Origin of the sequence: Microbacterium saperdae (assembly GCF_006716345.1) — a bacterium.
GTDB classification, from domain to species: domain Bacteria; phylum Actinomycetota; class Actinomycetes; order Actinomycetales; family Microbacteriaceae; genus Microbacterium; species Microbacterium saperdae.
Genome location: NZ_VFOX01000002.1, coordinates 135,156 through 153,704, shown reverse-complemented (window position 1 = coordinate 153,704; position 18,549 = coordinate 135,156). Strand labels below are relative to the sequence as shown.

The following is an 18,549-nucleotide window of genomic DNA, read 5'->3' as shown; positions in this document are numbered from 1 at the left end:
CCCGCGCTCAGTGCGCGCGCGGGCCCCTTTCGAACGCCGTGTAGGGGAGACGATCCAGCACGGAGTCGGTCTCGCCGCGGGTGCCTGCATCGACGAATCCGTCCACGTACGGCGCCCAGCCGGCGCGGACGGCGGCCGCGCCCTTGAGCATGACGGCGTCGTAGCCGCGCGGATCGATACCGAGGTGGAGGAACATCTGCGGATCGTTCGGCTGGGACGCCCGCTGCTGCAGGACGATGTCGATGTTGTCCAGGCGCACCCAGCACGCGGCGCCCATGTCGATCGTCGCGCCGGTCGCCATCGGGCCCTCGTTCACGAACACCCCTGCAGAGCGGCCGACGACCGTCGCGGTGCCGACCAGAGGAGCACCCGCGCTCTCGCCGGCCCAGCCCCCGATGCTCACTGCGGCGCTCTCACCGATCGGAACGTCGCGCAGCTGTTCGATCGCTGTGGGGTCGCAGATCGTGGTCAGGAACCTCGCGGGCGCGTATGTTCTGGCCGCGTGCGCGAGCCACGTCGTGTCTCCCGGTGATCCGCCGTTGATGTTGTCGCCGGTGTCGACGATGGCGCATACGCCAGCGCCCTCGAGCGCGGTGGCGACGGCACTCTCCGGGCTGGGGTACTCCTTTACGAGGGTCGGTGCGAGGGTGGTCGTGAGCGTGCTCAGCTCGGCGACGATGGAGTCCGCGAGTTCGCCGCTGCCGGCATCCGCGAACGCCGTGAAGCCGATCCCGGTGTAGGACGCATCGAGGTAGGCATATCCACCATGCACATTCACGGACCAGACCGCCGGATGCGCGGCGAGCTGTCGCGCTCGCGCCGTGATCGTCGCGAACGGCTCGATCGTCGTCCGCTGCGCGACGGGAGGGGCGACGATCGCCAGGCCCCGGTGGGCGCGGGCGGGCGCGGCCTCACCGCGGAGCAGCCGGGCGAGGTGCGCTGCTGCCTCTCTTCCGCGGTCGTAGGTGTCGATGTGCGGGTTCTCCCGGTATCCCACCAGGAGGTCGGCCTGCGCGAGTCGAGGTCTGCTCATGTTCGTGTGGAAGTCCAGGACGGCGACGATCGGGAGCGTGCCGACCAGCTCACGGACGAGAGCGGTGATCGTCTCCTCGGGGTCGGAGACGAGTTCGACGTCCATGTCGCCGTGCAGCTCGAGCAGGATGCCGTCGAGTTCGGGTGCTGTGGGCTCGAGGGTGGTGCGTATCGCCGAGAGGATGTCGGCGAAGGTCGACGCGGTGATCTGGCCGGACGGCGTCGCGTAGGCGCCGAACAGCGGAACGCTCTCGACGCCGTGCTCCGCATTCCCGTCGAGGAAGCCGCCGCCGACGGTGCGTGAGCCGGCGAACGCGGTGGTGAACTCCTCGCCGAGATACCAGCGCGGACGGAACGACTCCCTGTCCGTGCCGTGCTCGGAGAAGCTGTTCGTCTCGTGGAAGACGCCGACGATTCCGACACGTTTCATGCGATGCCTCCAGGGCGTTCAGGGGTGGTGGGGTCGGCGTGTGCGAGAGAGGCGAACAGTCCCGCGATCCGCTCCATGGATTCGCGAGCGCTCTGATCCGAGTGCGGGTAGAAGCCGGAGCCGGCTTTCGCGCCGATCCGTCCCGAGTCGACCAGGGAGGTCAGAAGCGGGCTCGGCTCCTGGGCGGCGGAGAGGTCGGGGAAGATCTGCGTGCAGACAGCGACGAAGACGTCCAGGCCGCCGAGATCTGCGACGCCGAGCGGCCCCGCGATCGCCCATCGCGGGGCGAGTGCGCTCCTCACCACTTCGTCGAGATCCTCAGCGGAGACGACGCCCTGCTCGATGAGGGACAGGCTCTCGCGGAGCACCGCGGCCTGCAGGCGATTGGCGACGAACCCGACGCATTCCTTCTCGAGCAGCACGACCTTCTTCCCGGCATCACGGAGAAGGCGCTCGATGGCCCGACGCGCCTCGATCGCTGTCCCGGCGTGGGGGACCACCTCGACGAGCGGCACCACGTCTGCAGGATTGAAGAAGTGCGCGACGAGCAGGTTCTCCGGTCGCGCGACGAATGCGGCGAGCACGCGGGGCATGAAGGTGGAGGTGTTCGAGGCGATGATGCCTGCGGTCCACCGCGACACCTCTCGAAGAACGGACTCCTTCACCGCGAGGTCTTCGCTGACCGCTTCGAAGACGAAGTCCGCGTCCTGCACGCATTCTCTGATCGTGGTGCAGATCTGCAGTCTCATCCCCGCGAGCGGTGCAGGCGGGTCCGCCGCCTGCACCCGTGTGTCGAAGACGCGGATCTCGTGACCGTGATTCTCGAACAGTCTCGCGATCGCGATCCCCATCGTGCCCAAGCCGACCACCGCGACTCGGGTGGGGCGCGACTCGTCTCGGGCCGTCATCATCACAGCCGCAGGCTCGACATGCCGCCGTCGACACGGAGGATCTCTCCGGTCGTGGAGCCCGACAGGGGTGAGGCGAGGTAGGCGAGCGCCCTGGCGACCTCGACGGGGGAGACCAGTCGTCCGATCGGCTGTCGCTGGCGCAGGGCCTCCGCTGCCGCATCCGGATCATCCGACTCCTGCAGGAGCCGTCCGATCCACGGGGTCTCGGCCGTGCCGGGGGCGACGGCGTTCACCCGGATGCCGTCGCGCACGTGGTCGGCCGCCATGCCGAGCGTGAGCCCGACGACCGCCGCCTTGCTGGCGCTGTACAGCGCACGATTGCGCACCCCGACGTAGGCGACCGCGCTCGACATGTTCACGATCGCCGCGCTGTGCGAGCGTGCGAGATGCGGGAGCGCCTCGCGCACGACGCGTGCCATCCCGGTGATATTCACATCGAGCACGCGCGCCCACTCCGCGTCGTCGTTGTCGACCACGGTGCCGGAGGCGCCGATTCCCGCGTTGTTGATGACGATGTCGATGCCGCCCAGCTCCTCGGCCACGCGGGCCACGGTGACCTTCACCGCGGCAGGATCGGCGATGTCGCAGGCGATTGCGAGCGCATCCGGAGTCGCACCGGAGACGTCGCGGTCGAGGATCGCGACCGTGGCGCCTCGCGACAGCAGTTCGGCCGCAGTGGCGGCGCCGATGCCGCTCGCGGCTCCCGTGATGATCGCGACGAGTCCCGTGAAGTCGGTCATGCGAATGCCCCTGCTCTTCTCGGCCTCTCGGCGCCGATCGCGCCGATGCTCATCAGGTACACGGTCTGCTCCCTTGCAGGTCAGGCGCGTTCGCGCCGAACGGGCGACGGCGCCGAGGGCGAGCAACGGCGCGTCGAAGAATGGAACCACTGTACCGCTTAGCGAAACAGAGTCCAATGGTCCGATCCGATCGCCGTCGTCCCGCCTCAGCGCGTGAAGACGTTGCCCTTCAGGTCGGATGCCCACGGCGAGGCCAGCATGGCGAGGGCGCGCCCGATGCCCTCGGGACTGACCGCGATCTCGCGGGCGTGGTCCGCATAGGACTGATCCGCGCCGTTGGCGACGCCGTTGTCGAGCGAACGGTTGAACAGCGGGGTGTCGACGGAGCCGGGGAGGAAGTTGTGCACGCGGATGCCGTGCTCTCCCAGGTGGCGCTCCAGGGTCATCGCCAGGCCGTTCACGCCGCCCTTGCTGCTGCCGTACGAGATCGAGCCGCTGGCGCCGGAGACGCCGGCGGGGGATCCGACCAGGATGATGGCGCCGCCCCCGGCCGGGATCATGGTCCGGCTGGCTGCGCGCGCGGTGAGGAAGCTGCCGGTGAGGTTGACGTCGAGGACGCGCTGCCAGTCCTGCACCGTGATGTTCCGGATGTCCGCCATCTGGTCGCGCATGATGCCGGCGACGTTGATGAGCACGTCGATCCCGCCCCATTCGGCGATGATCGCCTCGAACGCGGCGTCGACGGACCCCTCGTCGCTGACATCGACCTGCTGCGTCAGGGGGGCCGTATCGACGGGGAGCTCGGCGGCGGTCTGCGTGAGCCCCGCCTCGTCCCAGTCCAGGAGCGCCAGGCGTGCGCCGGCTCCCGCGAGAGCGAGCGCGGTCGCGCGGCCGATGCCGCTCGCGGCGCCGGTGACGACGATGCGTCGATCCTGTAGTCCCAATGTGGTGTCGAACGATGCCATGATCGTGGCGCCTCTCCTCTGAGGATTCAAAACGGTCATTCAGTCGGCAAGGTGGCCCCCACCTGCCCGTCGCACTCATCATTGCACGAAACAGCGTCGATGTGCCGGCCGAAATTCCATATATTCCACGCCTTTCGTTGACCCGTCCCCGTCGTCGCGACTAGAGTGGTCACCAGTAACGGAGTAATACGGACATTACGGAGTACCGATGGCGATGTACCTGGGCCTGGCGAACGGCGATATCCCCGACGAACCGGCGGGATTCACCGCGCCGCTGATCGCCCGCTGGGCGGAGATGGGCATCCGTTCGCTCTCCGTCCACTTCACGGCGGGATCCGCTGCCGTGCGCGGTGACGCCCCCGACGTGCGCTCCCGCCTCGCCGACGGTGGAATCCACGTCGCGCAGATGGCCGGCGTCAACGCCAACTTCGTGCACGCCGCCCCCGACGTGCGAGCCGAGGCCCACCGCCGGGTGCTGGCCGCGATCCCCACCGCCGTCGCTCTGGGCGCGACCATGATCAGCTCCGGGGCCGGGACGAGTCGCGACGACTGGCAGCGGAACTTCTACGCGCCGCACGCCGACAACTACTCCGAGCGTGCGAAGGTCGATCTGATCGAAGGTCTGCGCGGCATCGCCCCGCACATCGAAGACGCCGGGATCAGCTACACGATCGAGTGCCATCAACTGTCGGCGATGCGGTCTCCCGAAGCCATCCGCGAGATCCTCGACGCGGTGGACTCGCCCGTGATCACGGCGAACTTCGATCCGGTGAACCTGCTCGACAGCGCCGTCGCGGTCTTCGACAACGCCGCGCGCATGGAGCACATGATCGACGTCGTCGGCCCCCGCTACGGAGCGTCCTGTCACCTGAAGGACGTCGCGGTCACGGACGAGTTCGTGTGCCGCATCCTCGAGGTGCAGCCCGGCGAGGGAGTCCTGGACTACGACGCGTTCTTCGAACAGGTGCGCCGCCTCCCCGACGGCTCCGCCCTGATCGTGGAGCATCTCACCCCCGAGCGCAGTGCCGAGGGTGTGCGGTTCGTGCGCGAACGCGCTCTCGCCGCCGGGATCGAGCTGCTGTGACCGTGCAGGAACGCACCGCGGTCGACGAGGCCGAGGAGCTGCGCGGTGTGCGCCGCCGCCTGCATTCGATCGCCGAGCTCCGGTTCACCGAGCACCGCACCGGTGCCGAGATCGAGTCTCTGCTCGACGGCTGGGTCGACTCGCTCACCACGGGTGTCGCCGGCACGGGCCTCATCGCCCGCATCGGGGGAGATGCGCCGGGGCCGCGCGTGCTGCTGCGCGCCGACATGGACGCCTACCCCGTGCAGGAGGTCAACGACCTGCCCTACGCATCGACCACACCCGGCGTCTCGCACGCCTGCGGTCACGACGCGCACATGACGGTGATGGTCGGCGTACTCCGCCGTCTCGCCGCCCGCCGTCCGGAGCGCGGCAGCGTCGAGGTGCTGTTCCAGCCGGCCGAGGAGATCCCGTTCGGACAGCCGTCCGGTGCCCGCGGCGTGCTCGAGAGCGGAGCGCTGGCGGAGTCGTACGACGCGGTGCTCGGACTCCACTGCTGGCCGAACCTGGAGGCCGGGTCCGTGGGAGTCGACCCGAAGATCGCGATGGCGGCGAAGGATGCGTTCCGCATGGTCGCACGCGGCCGGGCCTCGCATGCGGCGACGCCGGGTCTCGGGCGCGACGCCCTGCTGGCGATGAGCGACCTGGTCACGTCTCTGCATGCGGTGATCGCCCGACGCCGCAACCCGGACGAGATGGTGGCCCTGAACGTCGGCACGATCTCCGGCGGCGCCTCGCAGAGCCAGGTGCCCGAAGAGGTGGCGATCACCGGCACTCTGCGCACCCACGATCCGGTCGTGCGAGCCACCTGCAAGCAGACGATCGCGCAGCTGTGCGAGGGCGTCGGACGCGCGCACGATGTCAGCATCGAGCTGACCTGGGCCGATGAGATGCCGTCGCTGGTCAATGCGCACGCCCTCGTGGAGCTGGCGCGTGCGGTCGGCCCGGAGGTCTGCGATCTCGTCGACCTCCCCAAGCCGCCCCTCACCACCGACGACTTCGCCCTGCTGGCGGAGCGCTGGCCCGGGCTGTATCTGAAACTCGGCGTCGCCGAGCCGGGGCGATCCGGCACGCGCGCGCTGCACTCCGGCGATTTCGACATCGATGAGCGGTGTCTGACGACCGGTGTGGACATGATGGAACGACTCACCCGTGCGGTGCTGTCGACGGACGAGAGGAATCGGTGAGCGCTGTGGGCGACATCGTGCACATGTATCGCGAGATGCGGCGGATCCGCGCCTTCGAGGATCGCCTCATGGATCTGAAGGCGGGCGGTGAGGTGCCGGGTTCCATGCATCTCACCAACGGGCAGGAGGCGATCGCGGTCGGCGTGGCGAGCATCCTTCGCCCTGACGACTACGTCACGGCCACCTACCGCGGCCACGGCTGGGCGATCTCGCGCGGCAGCGACCTGACCGGGCTGTTCGCCGAGGTCATGGCGCGCTCCGGGGGAGTGAACGGCGGGCGCGCCGGTTCCCCCTACTTCAGCGACGCGAGCATCAACTTCCTCGGTGAGAACTCGATCGTCGGCGCCGGCGTCCCCATCGCCGCCGGTGCGGCGCTGTCGGCGCAGCGACACGGCCAGGGCCAGGTGTCGGTCGTCGCGATCGGCGACGGCGCGACCAACCAGGGCGCGGTGCACGAGGCGTTGAACCTCGCCGCCGCGCTGACGCTGCCGATGGTGCTCGTGGTCGAGAACAACATCTACTCCGAGATGGTCCGCATCAAGGACATGACCAAGATCGATCAGCTCGCGATCCGCGCTGAGGGCTACGGCATCCCTGGCGTCACGATCGACGGCAACGACCCCCACCTGGTCGCCGCGGCTGCCGCGGAAGCGGTGGAGCGCGCTCGCCGCGGCGAGGGGCCGACGCTGATCGAGGCGATGACCCAGCGTCTGGTGGGGCATCACAGCGGCGATGCGCAGCACTACCGCCCACGCGGCGAAGTCGCCGAGGCGGCACTCGATGAGCCGCTGCAACGCATCCGCAACGCCGCCGACGCCGCCCTGCTCTCCGAGCTCGATGCCGTCGATGCCGAGGTCGCCGCCGAGATCGAGCGCGCCGTCGATGCGGCGCGCGCCACCGAACTGCCCGACCCGAACACCGCCAAGGATCACGTCTATGCCTGACGCCACCCAGACCATCAGCTACATCCAAGCGGTCCAGCACGGGCTGCGCTGGTCACTCGAAGCGCTCGACGACACCGTCATCTTCGGTGAGGACGTCGCAGTGCCCGGCGGTCCGTTCGGCGCCACCAAGAACCTGCACCGCGACTTCGGCTCCGACCGGATCTTCGACACCCCCATCTCGGAGACCGCGTTCCTGGGCATGGCGCTCGGTGCCGCGATGACGGGGCTGCGCCCGATCGCCGAGATCATGTACGCGGACTTCATGTTCGTCGCGATGGATCAGCTCGTGAACCAGATCGCGAACACGCGCTACGTCAGTCGGGGCACGTACGGCGCCCCGCTGGTCATCCGCACGCAGCAGGGATACTCGTCGGGGTCGTGCGCGCAGCACTCGCACTCGATCGAGGCGTATATCGCTCACACTCCCGGCCTGCGCCTCGCGGTGCCGTCCACGGCGGATGACGCGTACCAGATGCTGCGCGCGGCGATCGTGTCCGACGACCCGGTGGTCGTGGCCGAGGCGCGCATGCTCTACCCGACGAAGGGAGAGGTGCGTCTCGACGCCCCCGTCGAGCCCATCGGCGGAGGCCGCATCACTCGCGAGGGTGCAGACGTGACCGTCGTCGCCTGGTCGCGCATGGCCGCTGCCGCGCTGGAGGCGGCGGAGGAGCTCGCCGCCGAGGGCATCGACGTCGAGGTGGTGGACCCGCGGTGGCTCGCGCCCCTCGACTTCGACCTCATCGCGGCATCCGTGCGCAAGACCGGACGCCTCGTGATCGCACACGAGGCCAACCTCACCGGCGGCTTCGGTGCGGAGATCGCCGCTCGTGCGGCCGAGGAGTGCTTCCGCGACCTGCGCGCGCCGATCGCCCGCGTCGGGGCGCCGGATGTGCCCACTCCGGCAGCTCCCGCGCTGCAGGCCGTGGTGATTCCCTCGGCCGCCGATGTGGTGTCGGCAGTGCGTCGTGTGGTTCGCTGATCTGAGTCATCACAACGGATGGAGGCGGCACAGTGATCGGAATCGTCGGGCCTGCTGACTCCGTCGCTCTCGCGACGCAGATCGCGGCCGAAGGTGGCTTCGCGGACATGCTCCTGCCCGGTGTCTACCGGCACGCCGATGAGGCGTCCGAACTGGCCAGAGCCCTGGATCCTTCCTGCACGGTGGTGCTCTTCACGGGGCAGGCGCCGTACATGATGGCGGGGTCGGAACTGACCGAGGCGGAGCCGCAGTTCGTCTCGCACTCCGGGGCCGACCTGTACCGCTGCATCGCGCAGGTGCTGATCGAGTGCGGCGGCGACATGCCGCGCGTCACGGTGGACTCGATCGACGAGCCGACCGTCCTCAGCGCCTTCGCCGACCTCGGTCTGCCGACGCCCTCCGCGCATCCGCTCGGTTCGCCGGAGGATCATGCGGTTCCCGCCGATGTGGCGGAGATCATCGCCTTCCACCGCGCGGCGCTCGCCGACGGGCGGGCTGACGCCGTGCTCACCTGCCTCGCCGAGGTGCACGCGGTGCTGCTCGAGGAGGGCGTGCGCGTATGGCGCATCGAGCACACCGCGCGCACCATGGCGGATGCCCTGCAGCGCGCGCGTCTGTCTCATGACCTCATCCGATCGCGCGAGGAGCAGCTGGCCGTCGCGCTGTTCGCGCCCGATCGTGCCCGCCTGGCGGAGCTCGACGTGTTCGAGCGCGAAGTGGTGCGGATGCGGGTGCACCGGGAGCTGCTGGAAGTGGCGCGGCGCAACGGCGGACGTCTCACAGCCGTCGAGGGCGGACTGTTCTCGGTGGCGATGAGCCGTCTCACTCTGGACGACGATCTCGACGGCGGGTTCGGTGAGGCCTGGCCCATGGAGATCGCGGTCGACGGCCTGGTCCTGCACGTCGGCGTCGGCGTCGCCAACACGTTCGAGCATGCGGAGACGCTGGCGCGGACGGCGCTCGACGGTGCGCAGCGCACGGGGAGGACGCAGGTGTCGTTCCCGGACGGGCGCATGGTCCCGATCGACGAGGCTGTCCAGAGTCAGCCCTGACGAGCCCGGGAGGCGGTCAGGCGGAGGGCGGGTACTGCTCGATCACGAGGACCCGTGTCGCGCCGTTGACGCTGCGCAGGAAGTGGGACTGATCGCTCGGGAAGGTGATGAGGTCGCCCTGCATGAGCAGATCGGAACGGGCTGTCGTGCCCACTTCGACCACGCCCTCCACGCACACCACGCGCTTGACGGCTCCGCTGCCGTCTCCGCGCGCGTCGATCCGTCCGTCTGCGGCGACGGTCACGACGGAGAGCTCGGCCTCGCCGCGCGCGGTCCAGCCGCTGAGCAGCTGGGCGATCGACTCGCCCTCGACGTGCGAGAGCACAGGGGCGTCGGACAGGCGTCTGATGTCGACGTCGGCCGGGCCTTGAGCCTCGTTGAACAGGAAGGCGATCGGGATGCGGAGCGTGCGGGCGATGGCACCGAGCGTGTCCAAGGACGGATTGCCGATGCCGCGTTCGAGCTCGGAGACCGTGGACTTGGAGATCTCCGCGTCACGCGCCAGGGCGGACAGGCTCAGCCCTCGCCGCTCACGCCAGCGGCGGATGTTGCCGGCAAGTGGCGGTTCCGACCACCCGGTCGAACCTGCGCTCATGCGTCGGTCCCCCCGATCGAGTCAACGTGTGCCAGATGCCTGAGCAGTGTACCGCCCAGGATCGCATCCGTCTCGGAGGGGGAGAGGCCCGCCAGGATCCACGCGGGCACGCCCATCGCGTCGTCGGGAGCGACCTCCGCGAGGACGGGGGAGAAGTCCGATCCCCAGGCGATGCGGTCGGCGCCGAATGCACCGAGCACGGCGTCCACGGTCGTCCGCGCCCCCGGATGCGGGAAGGAGGGATCGATCGCGTAAAGGCCCGAGAGCTTGACGGAGATGTGCGCGGACGGCGCGAGGGCGAGCAGCGGCGCGAGCGCGTGCCGCGCCGCTGTGGCATCGGCGTCGCGCACGGTGGTCCCTGGCAGGCCGAGATGGCTCACGAGGACGCGGACGTCGGCGATCTTCTCGAGCACGTGTCGCGCATGATGCAGCGCGGTAGGCGAGGCGTTCACGCTCAGGATGCCGCCGGCCAGCGCCTCGAGATGGTCGGATGACCAGTCGGACAGAGAGGGACTCGCTTCGGGGAGGTAGGCGCTCCACCCCACGAATCCGTCCGCGCGCATCCGGCGCAGTGCGGCGGGCGAGGGCGGAGCCGTGACGTCGACGAACGCGGTCGGCCGCACCCAGTCGAGCCGCCGGGCGAGTGCGAGGATGTGGGCGTTGTTGCCGGCGAAGCGCGGACTGCCCTCGAATCCGACCACGAGCGCTGCGGTCACTCCGGCCGTCGCGCGGAGCTCTTCGTACCAGGCGAGCTCATCACGCCCGCCGTCGACGAAACCGTCGCGGAAGAGGTGGATGTGCGCATCGGCCCGTGCGTGCGAGTGGCTCAAGCGTCGAACTCCGGAGGCGCGGCGAGCGGGAATGACGGAGCCGCGAATCCCCGCGCGAAGGCCACGGTCCGCTCCACGACGAGGTCCGCGAGCCGTCGGCCGCGTTCAGGGGTCGCGCGCGAGGGGTCGCCGAGCGCACCCGTGGGTGTGAGCTCGTCGAACCACAGGGGCACGTCGATCCGCGCTGCCGGCGGAGCGGCGAACGGCGCGAACTCCGGCTCCAGCCAGGCGCCGGGAAGCGGTTCGTGCACGATCTCCGGGCACAGCTCCATCGCCAGGGATGTCTCGATCTCGCAGGCGTGGTTGTGCATCCCCCGTCCCGCCATCTCCTCCGAGATCGCGTCGCCGGCGACCTGCGCCCACATCACGTGCGCCACCCTCGAGCCCAGGTCACGGCGGGACTGGCGGGCGGCCAGTCGGATCGCATCCATGTTGCCGCCGTGTCCGTTCACGATGATGACCCGGTCGATGCCCTGCGCCGCCATCGACTCGACGACGTCGAGGATGAGCCGGATGAGGGTCTCGGGGCGCAATGTCACCGTCCCCGCGAACGCCGTGTGGTGCTCGGAGAGTCCGTACGGCATGGGAGGGAGCAGCAGTGCCGTGTCGCCGAGGGCGTCGGCGACACGGGCGGCCAGCGCGGTCGCGATCGAGATGTCGGTGCGCAGCGCGAGATGCGGTCCGTGCTGTTCGATCGCCCCGAGGGGGAGGATCGCCAGGGATGCCCGCTCGATCGCCTCGGCGGCTTCGACGGTGGTGCGGTCGGCGAGTGGAATGTTCATGCGGTCTCTCCCGGAGCGGCGACCTCGCGCCGAGCGAGTGGACGCCAGTCCAGCAGCTCTGCCGCGTCGGTCAGGTCGATGTGTTCCCCGGTGTGATCTCCGGAGATCATGCAGGTGCGGTATCCCGTTGTGGGGGCATCGAGCGCGGCGAGGAAGGCTCGGGCCACGTCGCTCCCCGCGGTCATCACGTCGCGGCTGTGCGGATCGTCGTACTCCTGCCACGCCTCGTCGGCGAGCGGGCCGACGAGGCGGAGTGAGATGCCGGTCAGGTCGTGTTCGCGGGTGGCGGCAGCGCACACGAGTTCTGCGGCCGTCTTGCTGAGGCCGTAGGCATCGACCGCATCGCCCGTCGCCGGCAGGAGGGGCGCACGGTAGTCGGCGAAGATGGAGGCCGTGCTGGCGTGGACGAAGCGGCGTACGCCGACCTCTGCGGCGGCGCGCAGAGTCGAGTAGAGGCCTTCGACGTTCACGGCGAACTGGTTGCGGGCCCAGTCGGCACTGCCCCAATCGCGCTTGGTGCCCATCGCCAGGAAGACCAGGGCGTCGGATCCCTCGCAGGCCGCGCGCAGTGCAGCGGGATCGGCGACGTCGGCGCGGACGTAGTCGCCCCGCCATCCGCTCGGAGGGCGCAGATCCGCCACCCGCACGGTGTGGTGCCGGGCGAGCAGCGGGAGCACCAGAGCACCGACATCGCCGGCTCCGCCCACCACGGTCACGCGCGCCATGTCGTCGCCTCCGCCACGCTCTCGTACGGGTGCGATCCCGCGATCACGGCCGTCCTGTCCTGCATCGGCTCATCCTCTCCACGCAACGATGCGTCGAAGTAGTCATTGCGTCTGAAGTGTTCGTCATATCGAACGCACTTCGTTAGATCACAGCGTAGAGCCTGTGTGCGTCGAACGCGAGCCTCAAGTTGGCATATCGCGTTTTGCCCCAGAAAATCAGGTCATGAGCGATTCCTCTCCGCGTCATTCGGGGAGAGATCGTCGCGTTCGCTTTGACCGTTGACGGACGCGAATGAGTGCGATAGCGTTTGACAACTCGAACGATTCGCTGCTGAATCGATCACCCGTCGATCCGAGGCAGCTGCCGAGTGCTCGCAGGAAAGAGAAGGAGGCCCGATGTCCGCGACAGCGACACTCGTCACACCGACCGACACGAAAGGCCGCCCGCAGCGCAAGCTCGCGGCGGGCGAATCGGCATTCGACCGGACGCGTCGACGCAGCTACCGGCTGTTCGTCGCACCGGCGTTGGTCGTCTTCACGGCGGTGCTCGTGCTGCCGACGCTGTTCAGCATCTACACGAGCTTCACGCAGTGGGCGGGCAACGGCCCGATGGAGTTCGTCGGCGTCGACAACTACGTGCGCATGTTCCGCAACCCGATCTTCATCAGCTCGCTGTGGAACACCTTCCTCATCGTGGTCGGGGTCGGCATCATCGTCTACGCGGTGGCCTTCGCGCTGACCCTCGTCCTGCAGAACACCTTCGGACGCAAGGCGATCCGTTCGATCATCTTCTTCCCCACTCTGATCCCCGGCATCGTGATCTCGGTGCTCTGGGGGTTCCTGTTCAATCCCGACGGCCTGGTGAACAGCTTCCTCAAGACGTTGGGCATCGCCGAGCCTCCGGCCTGGCTGGGCTCTCAGCTGATCTTCCCGACGATCATGCTGGGACTCGCCTGGCTGAGCGTCGGCACCTACACGGTGATCCTGTTGGCAGCCGCCGACCGGATCCCGAAGGAGTACTACGAGGTCGCCGACCTCGCCGGTGCCAGCGCCTTCCAGCGGTTCCGCTACGTCACCCTTCCGCTGATGTGGGATCTGGTGAGCGTGACGGCCGTGCTGTGGTGCGTCGGAGCACTCAAGACCTTCGAGTTCCTGTTGCTGTTCTCCTCGTCAGCCGGCACCCTGCCCAGCACCGACATCTGGAACATCGCGATCTACTCGTACGCCCAGGCGTTCCCGACGAATGGACTCGCGAAGTTCGGCGCGGCAGCCGCCTGCGGTGTCGTGATGCTGCTCCTGGCGCTCGCCCTGACGATCCTTGCCCGCCGTGTCATGAGGAGTGACGACATTGAGTACTGACACCTCCGTCCGCACGCCGGACCACACGCGCCAGGGCCGACGGGTGCGCGAGATGCGCTCGGTCGGGGTGAAGGTCATCCTGATCCCCTTCGCCTGGGCGCTCGCCGTCTTCGACGTCTTCGTGCTGCTGTGGATCCTGCTGAGCTCGTTCAAGACCACGCGCGAGCTGATCTTCGAACCGTGGGGCCTCCCCGCCTCACCCCAGTGGGAGAACTACGTCGCGGCCTGGAACTCCGCCAACCTGGGCGCCGGCATCCTGAACTCCGTGGTCCTCGTGGTCACGTGCAGTCTTGCCAGCGTGGCGCTCGGCGCTCCTGCCGCCTATGCGCTGGCGCGGTTCCGCCGTCCCAGCTCGGGCCCGATCACGATCCTGTTCATCCTCGGTCTGGGCGTGCCGGTGCAGGCGATCTTCATCCCCCTGTTCGTGGCATTCGACCGCATCGGTCTGATCGACTCGATCTTCGGCCTCTTCCTGATCTACACGGGCCTGTCGCTGCCCTTCACCGTGTTCCTGCTCACCGGGTTCTTCCGCTCGCTGCCGCGCGACCTCGAGGAGGCGGCGGCGCTGGACGGACTGAAGCCGGGGATGACGTTCTGGCGGATCATGTTCCCGCTCGCCCGCTCCGGACTCATCACCGTGATCGTGCTGCAGGCGATCGGCTTCTGGGGGGAGACGTTCTTCGCCCTGGTGTTCCTGCGGCACGAGAGCACCATCTCGGTCGCCCTGATGCAGTTCATGAAGACCATGCAGTACACCGGCGCCCGGTGGGAGGTGCTCTTCGCGGGCATCGCCCTCATCATCCTTCCCCTGCTTCTGCTCTACATCTGGCTGGGCTCCCGTCTCGTCGACGGGATCGCAGCCGGCTACAGCAGATGATCCGAGTCGTACCCGACCCACCGAAAGTTCCACCGAAAGGAAATCACGTGACCCACACCACTCGTGTGCTCGCCAGCGTCGGCGTCTTCGCCACAGCGGCACTCGTCATCACCGGATGTTCCACCGATGCCGGAAACGGCGGAGGCGACGGAGAGAAGAACGACACCCTCCGCTACATGAGCTACTGGACGGAGGGGGAGCCGACCTCCGACATCATGAAGGAGGCCTTCGACGCCTTCACCGAGGAGACCGGCATCAAGGTCGATGTGACCTGGCAGGGACGCGACCTTCCCAACGTCCTGACGCCGCTGCTGACCTCATCGAACCCGACCGTCGACATGGTCGACTTCGGGTGTGCGGGAGTCGGTTCTTCGCTCGTCGCGACGAAGAAGGCTGCCGACCTCTCCTCTGTTCTCGGCGAGGAGGTCCCCGGCGAGGGGAAGACGGTGGAGGAGACTCTCGCCGCGGATGCACTCGCGACCGGCCAGTTCGACGGCACCACGTACTGCCTGCCGTTCGAGATGACGTCGAACTTCGACGTCTGGTACAACGGCGCGGAGCACCCGGACTGGGCCGACAACGCTCCGACCACCTGGTCGGAGTTCATGGATCTGGTCGGCGAGACCGGCAAGGGCTCCGTCGCCCTCGACGGCACGATCCAGCCGTACGCGACAGCGTGGTACATCAACCTCGCCGTCAGCGCCACCGGCAAGGGCGGGCTCCTCGAGGCCGCTCAGGACAAGACGGGGAAGGCGTTCGAAGCCCCGGAGTTCCTCGCTGCGGCTGAGGCCGCCGCAGAACTGGCCGAGACCGGCGCCTTCGCCGACGGCTTCGCTGCGAGCAAGTTCCCGGCGATCCAGCAGAAGTGGGCGAACAACGATGCCGCCCTCATCCTGAACGGCTCCTGGCTGCCCGCCGAGGTCGCCCCGTACGCGGCCGAGGGCTTCGAGTACAGCTCGTTCCCGTTCCCGGCGCTCGAGAAGGGTGACATCCAGCCGATGCAGATCGACACGATCGGCTTCTCGGCGATCGAAGGGGCCGCCGGCGTGGACAACGCCAAGAAGTTCATGGCGTTCTTCCTGCAGAAGGGCTACCAGGAAAAGATCGGCCAGATCGCCGTTCCTGCCCGTACCGACGCCACGGTGATCGACTCGCTCACCAGTGTGCAGGCGGCACTCGCGAACCCCGATGTCGTGAAGATCGCCGCGAACGACGGCACCGGTGCGGCCGTCCCGGCGTGGAACCAGGAGGTCTTCGACCCGCTGGCTCAGAAGCTCGTGCTCGGTGAGCTCGCGCCGAAGGACTTCATTTCGCAGCTCGTGCAGAAGCAGAAGGAATGGTACGACCTCCAGGGCTGAGCCTCGGAGTACGGTGTGGGGGCATCGGCGTCAGCCGGTGTCCCCACACCATCATGAGTCGAACAGGGCGAGGGAGAAGCGATGCAGGAACAGCAGGCACAGGTCGTCATCGTCACAGGTGCCGGGGGACACGGCGTCGGATCAGGTGTCTGCGACGCGCTCGCCGAACGCGGCGCGCGACTGGTGCTGAACGACGTCGATGAGCAGGCGGTGCGTTCGGCGGCCGAGCGCTATCCGGATGCGATCGCGGTGTCGGCGGACCTCCGCACGGCCGAGGGCGTTGCGCACGTGCTCGATACGGCGATCTCGCACTACGGCGAGGTCGATGCGCTGGTGAACAACGCCGGCGTCGGCCTCTCGCTCCCGGCGCATCTCGCCGAGGAAGCGGACTTCGACCGGCTCTTCTCGCTGAACATCCGCGGACTCTGGCTCGCCTCCCGTGCCTTCGCCCGCCACCGGATCGAGCGGGGTGGAGGCGGAGCCATCGTGAACATCTCGTCCGTGCACGGGCAGCACACGCAGAGCGGATATGCGATCTCTGCGGCGACCAAGGGCGCGGTCGAGGGCCTCACGCGTGGCATGTCCACCGAGCTCGGCACCCACGGGATCCGCTGCAATGCGGTGGCGCCCGGTGCGGTGCTCGACGAGCGGTTCGTCGACAGCTACGGCCTGGGCGATGACGGGATCGGATGGATCCGTCGGCATGCGTCGGAGCAGCAGGTCATCGACCGCACGGTCGGCCCCGCCGACATCGGCAGGGTCGTGGGCTTCCTGCTCTCGCCCGATGCCTGGGCGATCGCAGGGCAGACCGTCACGGTCGACGCCGGGCTCTCGACGCTTCTCTACGATCGTGTCTTCACCGGCGACGCCGCGCGCACGGACTGACGGCGACGGATCAGACGGAGGCGGCGGGCTGTTCCAGCTCTTCCAGGATGCGGCGCAGGTCGACGCGGCACAGGGTCTGCGGGCGGCCGGCCTGCGGACGCGCCCGGATGCCGATCTCCTCGGCGAAGCCGGCCTCGATCAGCGTGGACAGCAGGCGGCGAGCCGACCTGGTCTGCACGCCGTAGGCCTCCCCGAGTTCTCGCGCGGTGAGGGCGTCGGTGTCGACCTTGCCCAGGGCGCGCACCAGGCGCTGCGCGGCGAGGGCGCCGATGCTCAGACGCTCTCCCAGACGTACGTAGCCGTCGGTGACGTCCTGTGCGCCGAGGTGGGCCGGAGCGGCACCTCGGCCGGAGTCGGTCCGGCCATCGGGGAACATCACGGTCACGGCGTCGCCGTCCACGCGCATCGCCGCGCGGGCGTTCTCCTCCGCGAGCGAGTAGGTGTCGCCGATCCCGACGCCGACGGTGGTCGGAGCATCGAAGTTCGGAACGTCGAGCAGCGACGAGTGGCCGTTGCGGCGGCGCTCGAGTGCCATCTCGATCGCCCCGCGGTTCGTGGTGATGGCGTAGAGGTCGCGCTCGAGTGTGCTCAGGCGCCCGCCGTTCTTGCGGGCGAGGTGCAGGAGAGCGCTCTGCGCGCGCAGGCGCCGCTGCTCGCGGTCATAGACGTCGAGCCCGCCGCGGCTGTCGACGTCGACGCGGAAGATGGCCACGGCCGGCTGGGCCGAGCGCGTCCGGTGCAGCTCATCCGCCAGGACGGCGCGGTGCAGCGCATCCAGCAGGGTGGCCTTGGTGTGCACGATGCGCTCGACGGGCGCGCCCTTCTCGCGGAGTCGCTCGTTCACCTCGGCGAGGCACGTCAGGGCGATCTCCGCCGCACCGGAGGCAAGCTGGTCGAGATGGAACTGCACGAGTTCGTCCGCGGCCGGGATGGGCCCGTCGGAGTCGCTCGGCAACGGTGCGCACGCCGGCGCCGGAAGATCGAGGTCTTCGAACGTGCTCTCGGCGGTCTCCCTGTCGATCGAGTCGACGGTCGCCGTGGGCATGTGTCCGTCGTGGGTCAGCAGCACGTGCGCGATGCAGCGGTAGAGGTCGGCGCCGGAGTGCGAGATGTACTGCAGCTCGGCGTTCAGCTCGACGCCGCGGATGAGCTCGTACGGCACGCGACCGGTGAAGAGCAGCACCTGACAGGTCTGGTCGAGTTCGCGGGCGACCGTCGCCGCTTCGTCGGCGTGCCGGTAGGGGCGGGCGATGATCCGGCCCTCCCAGTGGTGCGCGGTCGCGACGGCCAGTGCGTGCGCCACCGAGTCGGCAGGCCCGATGAGTCCGATCATTCCCGTCTCCCGTCGATTTCGCGCGAGTCATCCGTTATCGCTGCGAGGCGGAATCACGATGGTTTCCGCGCTGTCCACCAATTATGCCCGCAATCGCGCTACATTCGACTCGCTCCGCACACGCCGGTGCATCGGGGCGCCCCACGATGACGAGAGATGAGCAGGTCATGGCACAGCGGGAGTTCCTGGTCCGGGTGCGCACGACGGTGCCCACCGACGTCTCGACGGAGGAGTGGAGCGCCGTCGTGGCGGCCGAGCGTCGTCGCGGGGCGGAGCTGCGGCGGGATGGCGTGATCGCGCACATCTGGCGCGTTCCCTCCGACGAGTCCGTCGAGAACATCGGCGTGTGGCGCGCTGTTGATCGTGACGCGGTGCAGGCGGCGATCGACTCGCTGCCCGCCCGCCCCTGGATGCAGGTCGAGGTGACGCTGCTCGAGGAACATCCGCTCACGGCCGTCCCGTCGGAGCGCTGACCCTCCGC

The 18,549-nt window shown here is 68.8% G+C and carries 19 protein-coding genes; 10 read left to right on the top strand and 9 right to left on the bottom strand.

From position 1 onward, the window contains the following. Positions 1-7 precede the first annotated feature (7 nt). The 4 genes from FB560_RS15320 to FB560_RS15305 form a co-directional block, all read right to left on the bottom strand. A complete protein-coding gene (locus FB560_RS15320) occupies positions 8-1,462 on the bottom strand; it encodes a M81 family metallopeptidase (RefSeq protein WP_141873395.1) in 1,455 nt (484 codons plus the stop codon). Next, positions 1,459-2,373 (bottom strand): 3-hydroxyacyl-CoA dehydrogenase family protein, encoded by a 915-nt coding sequence (locus tag FB560_RS15315; protein WP_229673061.1) that lies wholly within the window; start codon positions 2,371-2,373, stop codon positions 1,459-1,461. Before FB560_RS15315 ends, FB560_RS15320 begins: the two co-directional genes overlap by 4 nt. Next, a complete protein-coding gene (locus tag FB560_RS15310) occupies positions 2,373-3,113 on the bottom strand; it encodes an SDR family NAD(P)-dependent oxidoreductase (RefSeq protein ID WP_141873393.1) in 741 nt (246 codons plus the stop codon). Before FB560_RS15310 ends, FB560_RS15315 begins: the two co-directional genes overlap by 1 nt. A 206-nt stretch (positions 3,114-3,319) precedes the next feature. Beyond that, on the bottom strand, positions 3,320-4,078 hold the full coding sequence (locus tag FB560_RS15305) for an SDR family NAD(P)-dependent oxidoreductase (protein ID WP_170198177.1): 759 nt from the start codon (positions 4,076-4,078) through the stop codon (positions 3,320-3,322). Between the two features lie 208 nt (positions 4,079-4,286). Between FB560_RS15305 and FB560_RS15300 the strand changes: the two genes are divergently transcribed. The 5 genes from FB560_RS15300 to FB560_RS15285 are packed head-to-tail and all read left to right on the top strand — an operon-like array spanning position 4,287 to position 9,324. Beyond that, positions 4,287-5,162, top strand: coding sequence for a sugar phosphate isomerase/epimerase family protein (locus tag FB560_RS15300; RefSeq protein WP_141873391.1), 876 nt, complete (start codon positions 4,287-4,289; stop codon positions 5,160-5,162). Next, positions 5,159-6,349: a M20 metallopeptidase family protein gene (locus FB560_RS15295; protein ID WP_170198176.1), complete on the top strand. Its 1,191-nt coding sequence runs from the start codon at positions 5,159-5,161 to the stop codon at positions 6,347-6,349. Before FB560_RS15300 ends, FB560_RS15295 begins: the two co-directional genes overlap by 4 nt. Then, positions 6,346-7,293 carry a thiamine pyrophosphate-dependent dehydrogenase E1 component subunit alpha gene (locus FB560_RS20980; RefSeq protein ID WP_229672851.1) on the top strand — a complete coding sequence of 316 codons (948 nt, stop codon included), beginning with the start codon at positions 6,346-6,348 and terminating at the stop codon, positions 7,291-7,293. The genes FB560_RS15295 and FB560_RS20980 overlap by 4 nt, the downstream gene beginning before the upstream one ends. Next, on the top strand, positions 7,286-8,272 hold the full coding sequence (locus FB560_RS20975; protein ID WP_170198175.1) for an alpha-ketoacid dehydrogenase subunit beta: 987 nt from the start codon (positions 7,286-7,288) through the stop codon (positions 8,270-8,272). The genes FB560_RS20980 and FB560_RS20975 overlap by 8 nt, the downstream gene beginning before the upstream one ends. 32 nt (positions 8,273-8,304) lie before the next feature. Then, the gene (locus tag FB560_RS15285) at positions 8,305-9,324 is read left to right on the top strand and encodes a hypothetical protein (protein ID WP_141873389.1); all 1,020 of its coding nucleotides are present in this window, start codon (positions 8,305-8,307) and stop codon (positions 9,322-9,324) included. Positions 9,325-9,340: 16 nt separating this feature from the next. On the opposite strand, the gene FB560_RS15280 is transcribed toward FB560_RS15285, so the two are convergent. From FB560_RS15280 to FB560_RS15265, 4 genes are read right to left on the bottom strand one after another with little or no spacing between them, the layout of a single operon-like run. Next, the gene (locus tag FB560_RS15280) at positions 9,341-9,919 is read right to left on the bottom strand and encodes a helix-turn-helix domain-containing protein (RefSeq protein ID WP_141873388.1); all 579 of its coding nucleotides are present in this window, start codon (positions 9,917-9,919) and stop codon (positions 9,341-9,343) included. Next, the gene (locus FB560_RS15275; RefSeq protein ID WP_170198174.1) at positions 9,916-10,749 is read right to left on the bottom strand and encodes an amidohydrolase family protein; all 834 of its coding nucleotides are present in this window, start codon (positions 10,747-10,749) and stop codon (positions 9,916-9,918) included. Before FB560_RS15275 ends, FB560_RS15280 begins: the two co-directional genes overlap by 4 nt. After that, positions 10,746-11,531 (bottom strand): creatininase family protein, encoded by a 786-nt coding sequence (locus FB560_RS15270; protein WP_141873386.1) that lies wholly within the window; start codon positions 11,529-11,531, stop codon positions 10,746-10,748. Before FB560_RS15270 ends, FB560_RS15275 begins: the two co-directional genes overlap by 4 nt. Then, positions 11,528-12,256 carry an NAD-dependent epimerase/dehydratase family protein gene (locus FB560_RS15265; protein WP_141873385.1) on the bottom strand — a complete coding sequence of 243 codons (729 nt, stop codon included), beginning with the start codon at positions 12,254-12,256 and terminating at the stop codon, positions 11,528-11,530. The genes FB560_RS15270 and FB560_RS15265 overlap by 4 nt, the downstream gene beginning before the upstream one ends. Positions 12,257-12,652: 396 nt before the next feature. Between FB560_RS15265 and FB560_RS15260 the strand changes: the two genes are divergently transcribed. The 4 genes from FB560_RS15260 (at position 12,653) to FB560_RS15245 (ending at position 16,735) form a co-directional block, all read left to right on the top strand. Beyond that, positions 12,653-13,615: a carbohydrate ABC transporter permease gene (locus tag FB560_RS15260; protein ID WP_141873384.1), complete on the top strand. Its 963-nt coding sequence runs from the start codon at positions 12,653-12,655 to the stop codon at positions 13,613-13,615. Continuing rightward, positions 13,605-14,492 carry a carbohydrate ABC transporter permease gene (locus tag FB560_RS15255; protein ID WP_211349998.1) on the top strand — a complete coding sequence of 296 codons (888 nt, stop codon included), beginning with the start codon at positions 13,605-13,607 and terminating at the stop codon, positions 14,490-14,492. The genes FB560_RS15260 and FB560_RS15255 overlap by 11 nt, the downstream gene beginning before the upstream one ends. Positions 14,493-14,539: 47 nt before the next feature. Then, positions 14,540-15,850 (top strand): ABC transporter substrate-binding protein, encoded by a 1,311-nt coding sequence (locus FB560_RS15250; RefSeq protein WP_141873383.1) that lies wholly within the window; start codon positions 14,540-14,542, stop codon positions 15,848-15,850. An 81-nt stretch (positions 15,851-15,931) separates the two neighbouring features. Further along, complete coding sequence (locus tag FB560_RS15245; protein WP_141873382.1) at positions 15,932-16,735, top strand: SDR family NAD(P)-dependent oxidoreductase; 804 nt, start codon at positions 15,932-15,934, stop codon at positions 16,733-16,735. Between the two features lie 10 nt (positions 16,736-16,745). Here FB560_RS15245 and FB560_RS15240 read toward each other — a convergent pair whose 3' ends face one another. Further along, entirely contained in the window at positions 16,746-18,068 is a 1,323-nt protein-coding gene (locus tag FB560_RS15240; RefSeq protein WP_141873381.1) for a hypothetical protein, read from the bottom strand. A 167-nt stretch (positions 18,069-18,235) separates the two neighbouring features. Here FB560_RS15240 and FB560_RS15235 point away from each other — a divergent pair, with 167 nt between their 5' ends. Next, a complete protein-coding gene (locus FB560_RS15235) occupies positions 18,236-18,541 on the top strand; it encodes a muconolactone Delta-isomerase family protein (RefSeq protein WP_170198173.1) in 306 nt (101 codons plus the stop codon). Positions 18,542-18,549: the final 8 nt, after the last annotated feature.

Bases quoted from the DNA above. Each gene is read 5' to 3' on its own strand.
- FB560_RS15320 (WP_141873395.1), bottom strand. From the start codon at position 1,462: ATGAAACGTGTCGGAATCGTCGGCGTCTTCCACGAGACGAACAGCTTC.
- FB560_RS15315 (WP_229673061.1), bottom strand. From the start codon at position 2,373: ATGATGACGGCCCGAGACGAGTCGCGCCCCACCCGAGTCGCGGTGGTC.
- FB560_RS15310 (WP_141873393.1), bottom strand. From the start codon at position 3,113: ATGACCGACTTCACGGGACTCGTCGCGATCATCACGGGAGCCGCGAGC.
- FB560_RS15305 (WP_170198177.1), bottom strand. From the start codon at position 4,078: ATGGCATCGTTCGACACCACATTGGGACTACAGGATCGACGCATCGTC.
- FB560_RS15300 (WP_141873391.1), top strand. From the start codon at position 4,287: ATGGCGATGTACCTGGGCCTGGCGAACGGCGATATCCCCGACGAACCG.
- FB560_RS20975 (WP_170198175.1), top strand. From the start codon at position 7,286: ATGCCTGACGCCACCCAGACCATCAGCTACATCCAAGCGGTCCAGCAC.
- FB560_RS15280 (WP_141873388.1), bottom strand. From the start codon at position 9,919: ATGAGCGCAGGTTCGACCGGGTGGTCGGAACCGCCACTTGCCGGCAAC.
- FB560_RS15270 (WP_141873386.1), bottom strand. From the start codon at position 11,531: ATGAACATTCCACTCGCCGACCGCACCACCGTCGAAGCCGCCGAGGCG.
- FB560_RS15265 (WP_141873385.1), bottom strand. From the start codon at position 12,256: ATGGCGCGCGTGACCGTGGTGGGCGGAGCCGGCGATGTCGGTGCTCTG.
- FB560_RS15260 (WP_141873384.1), top strand. From the start codon at position 12,653: ATGTCCGCGACAGCGACACTCGTCACACCGACCGACACGAAAGGCCGC.
- FB560_RS15245 (WP_141873382.1), top strand. From the start codon at position 15,932: ATGCAGGAACAGCAGGCACAGGTCGTCATCGTCACAGGTGCCGGGGGA.
- FB560_RS15240 (WP_141873381.1), bottom strand. From the start codon at position 18,068: ATGATCGGACTCATCGGGCCTGCCGACTCGGTGGCGCACGCACTGGCC.
- FB560_RS15235 (WP_170198173.1), top strand. From the start codon at position 18,236: ATGGCACAGCGGGAGTTCCTGGTCCGGGTGCGCACGACGGTGCCCACC.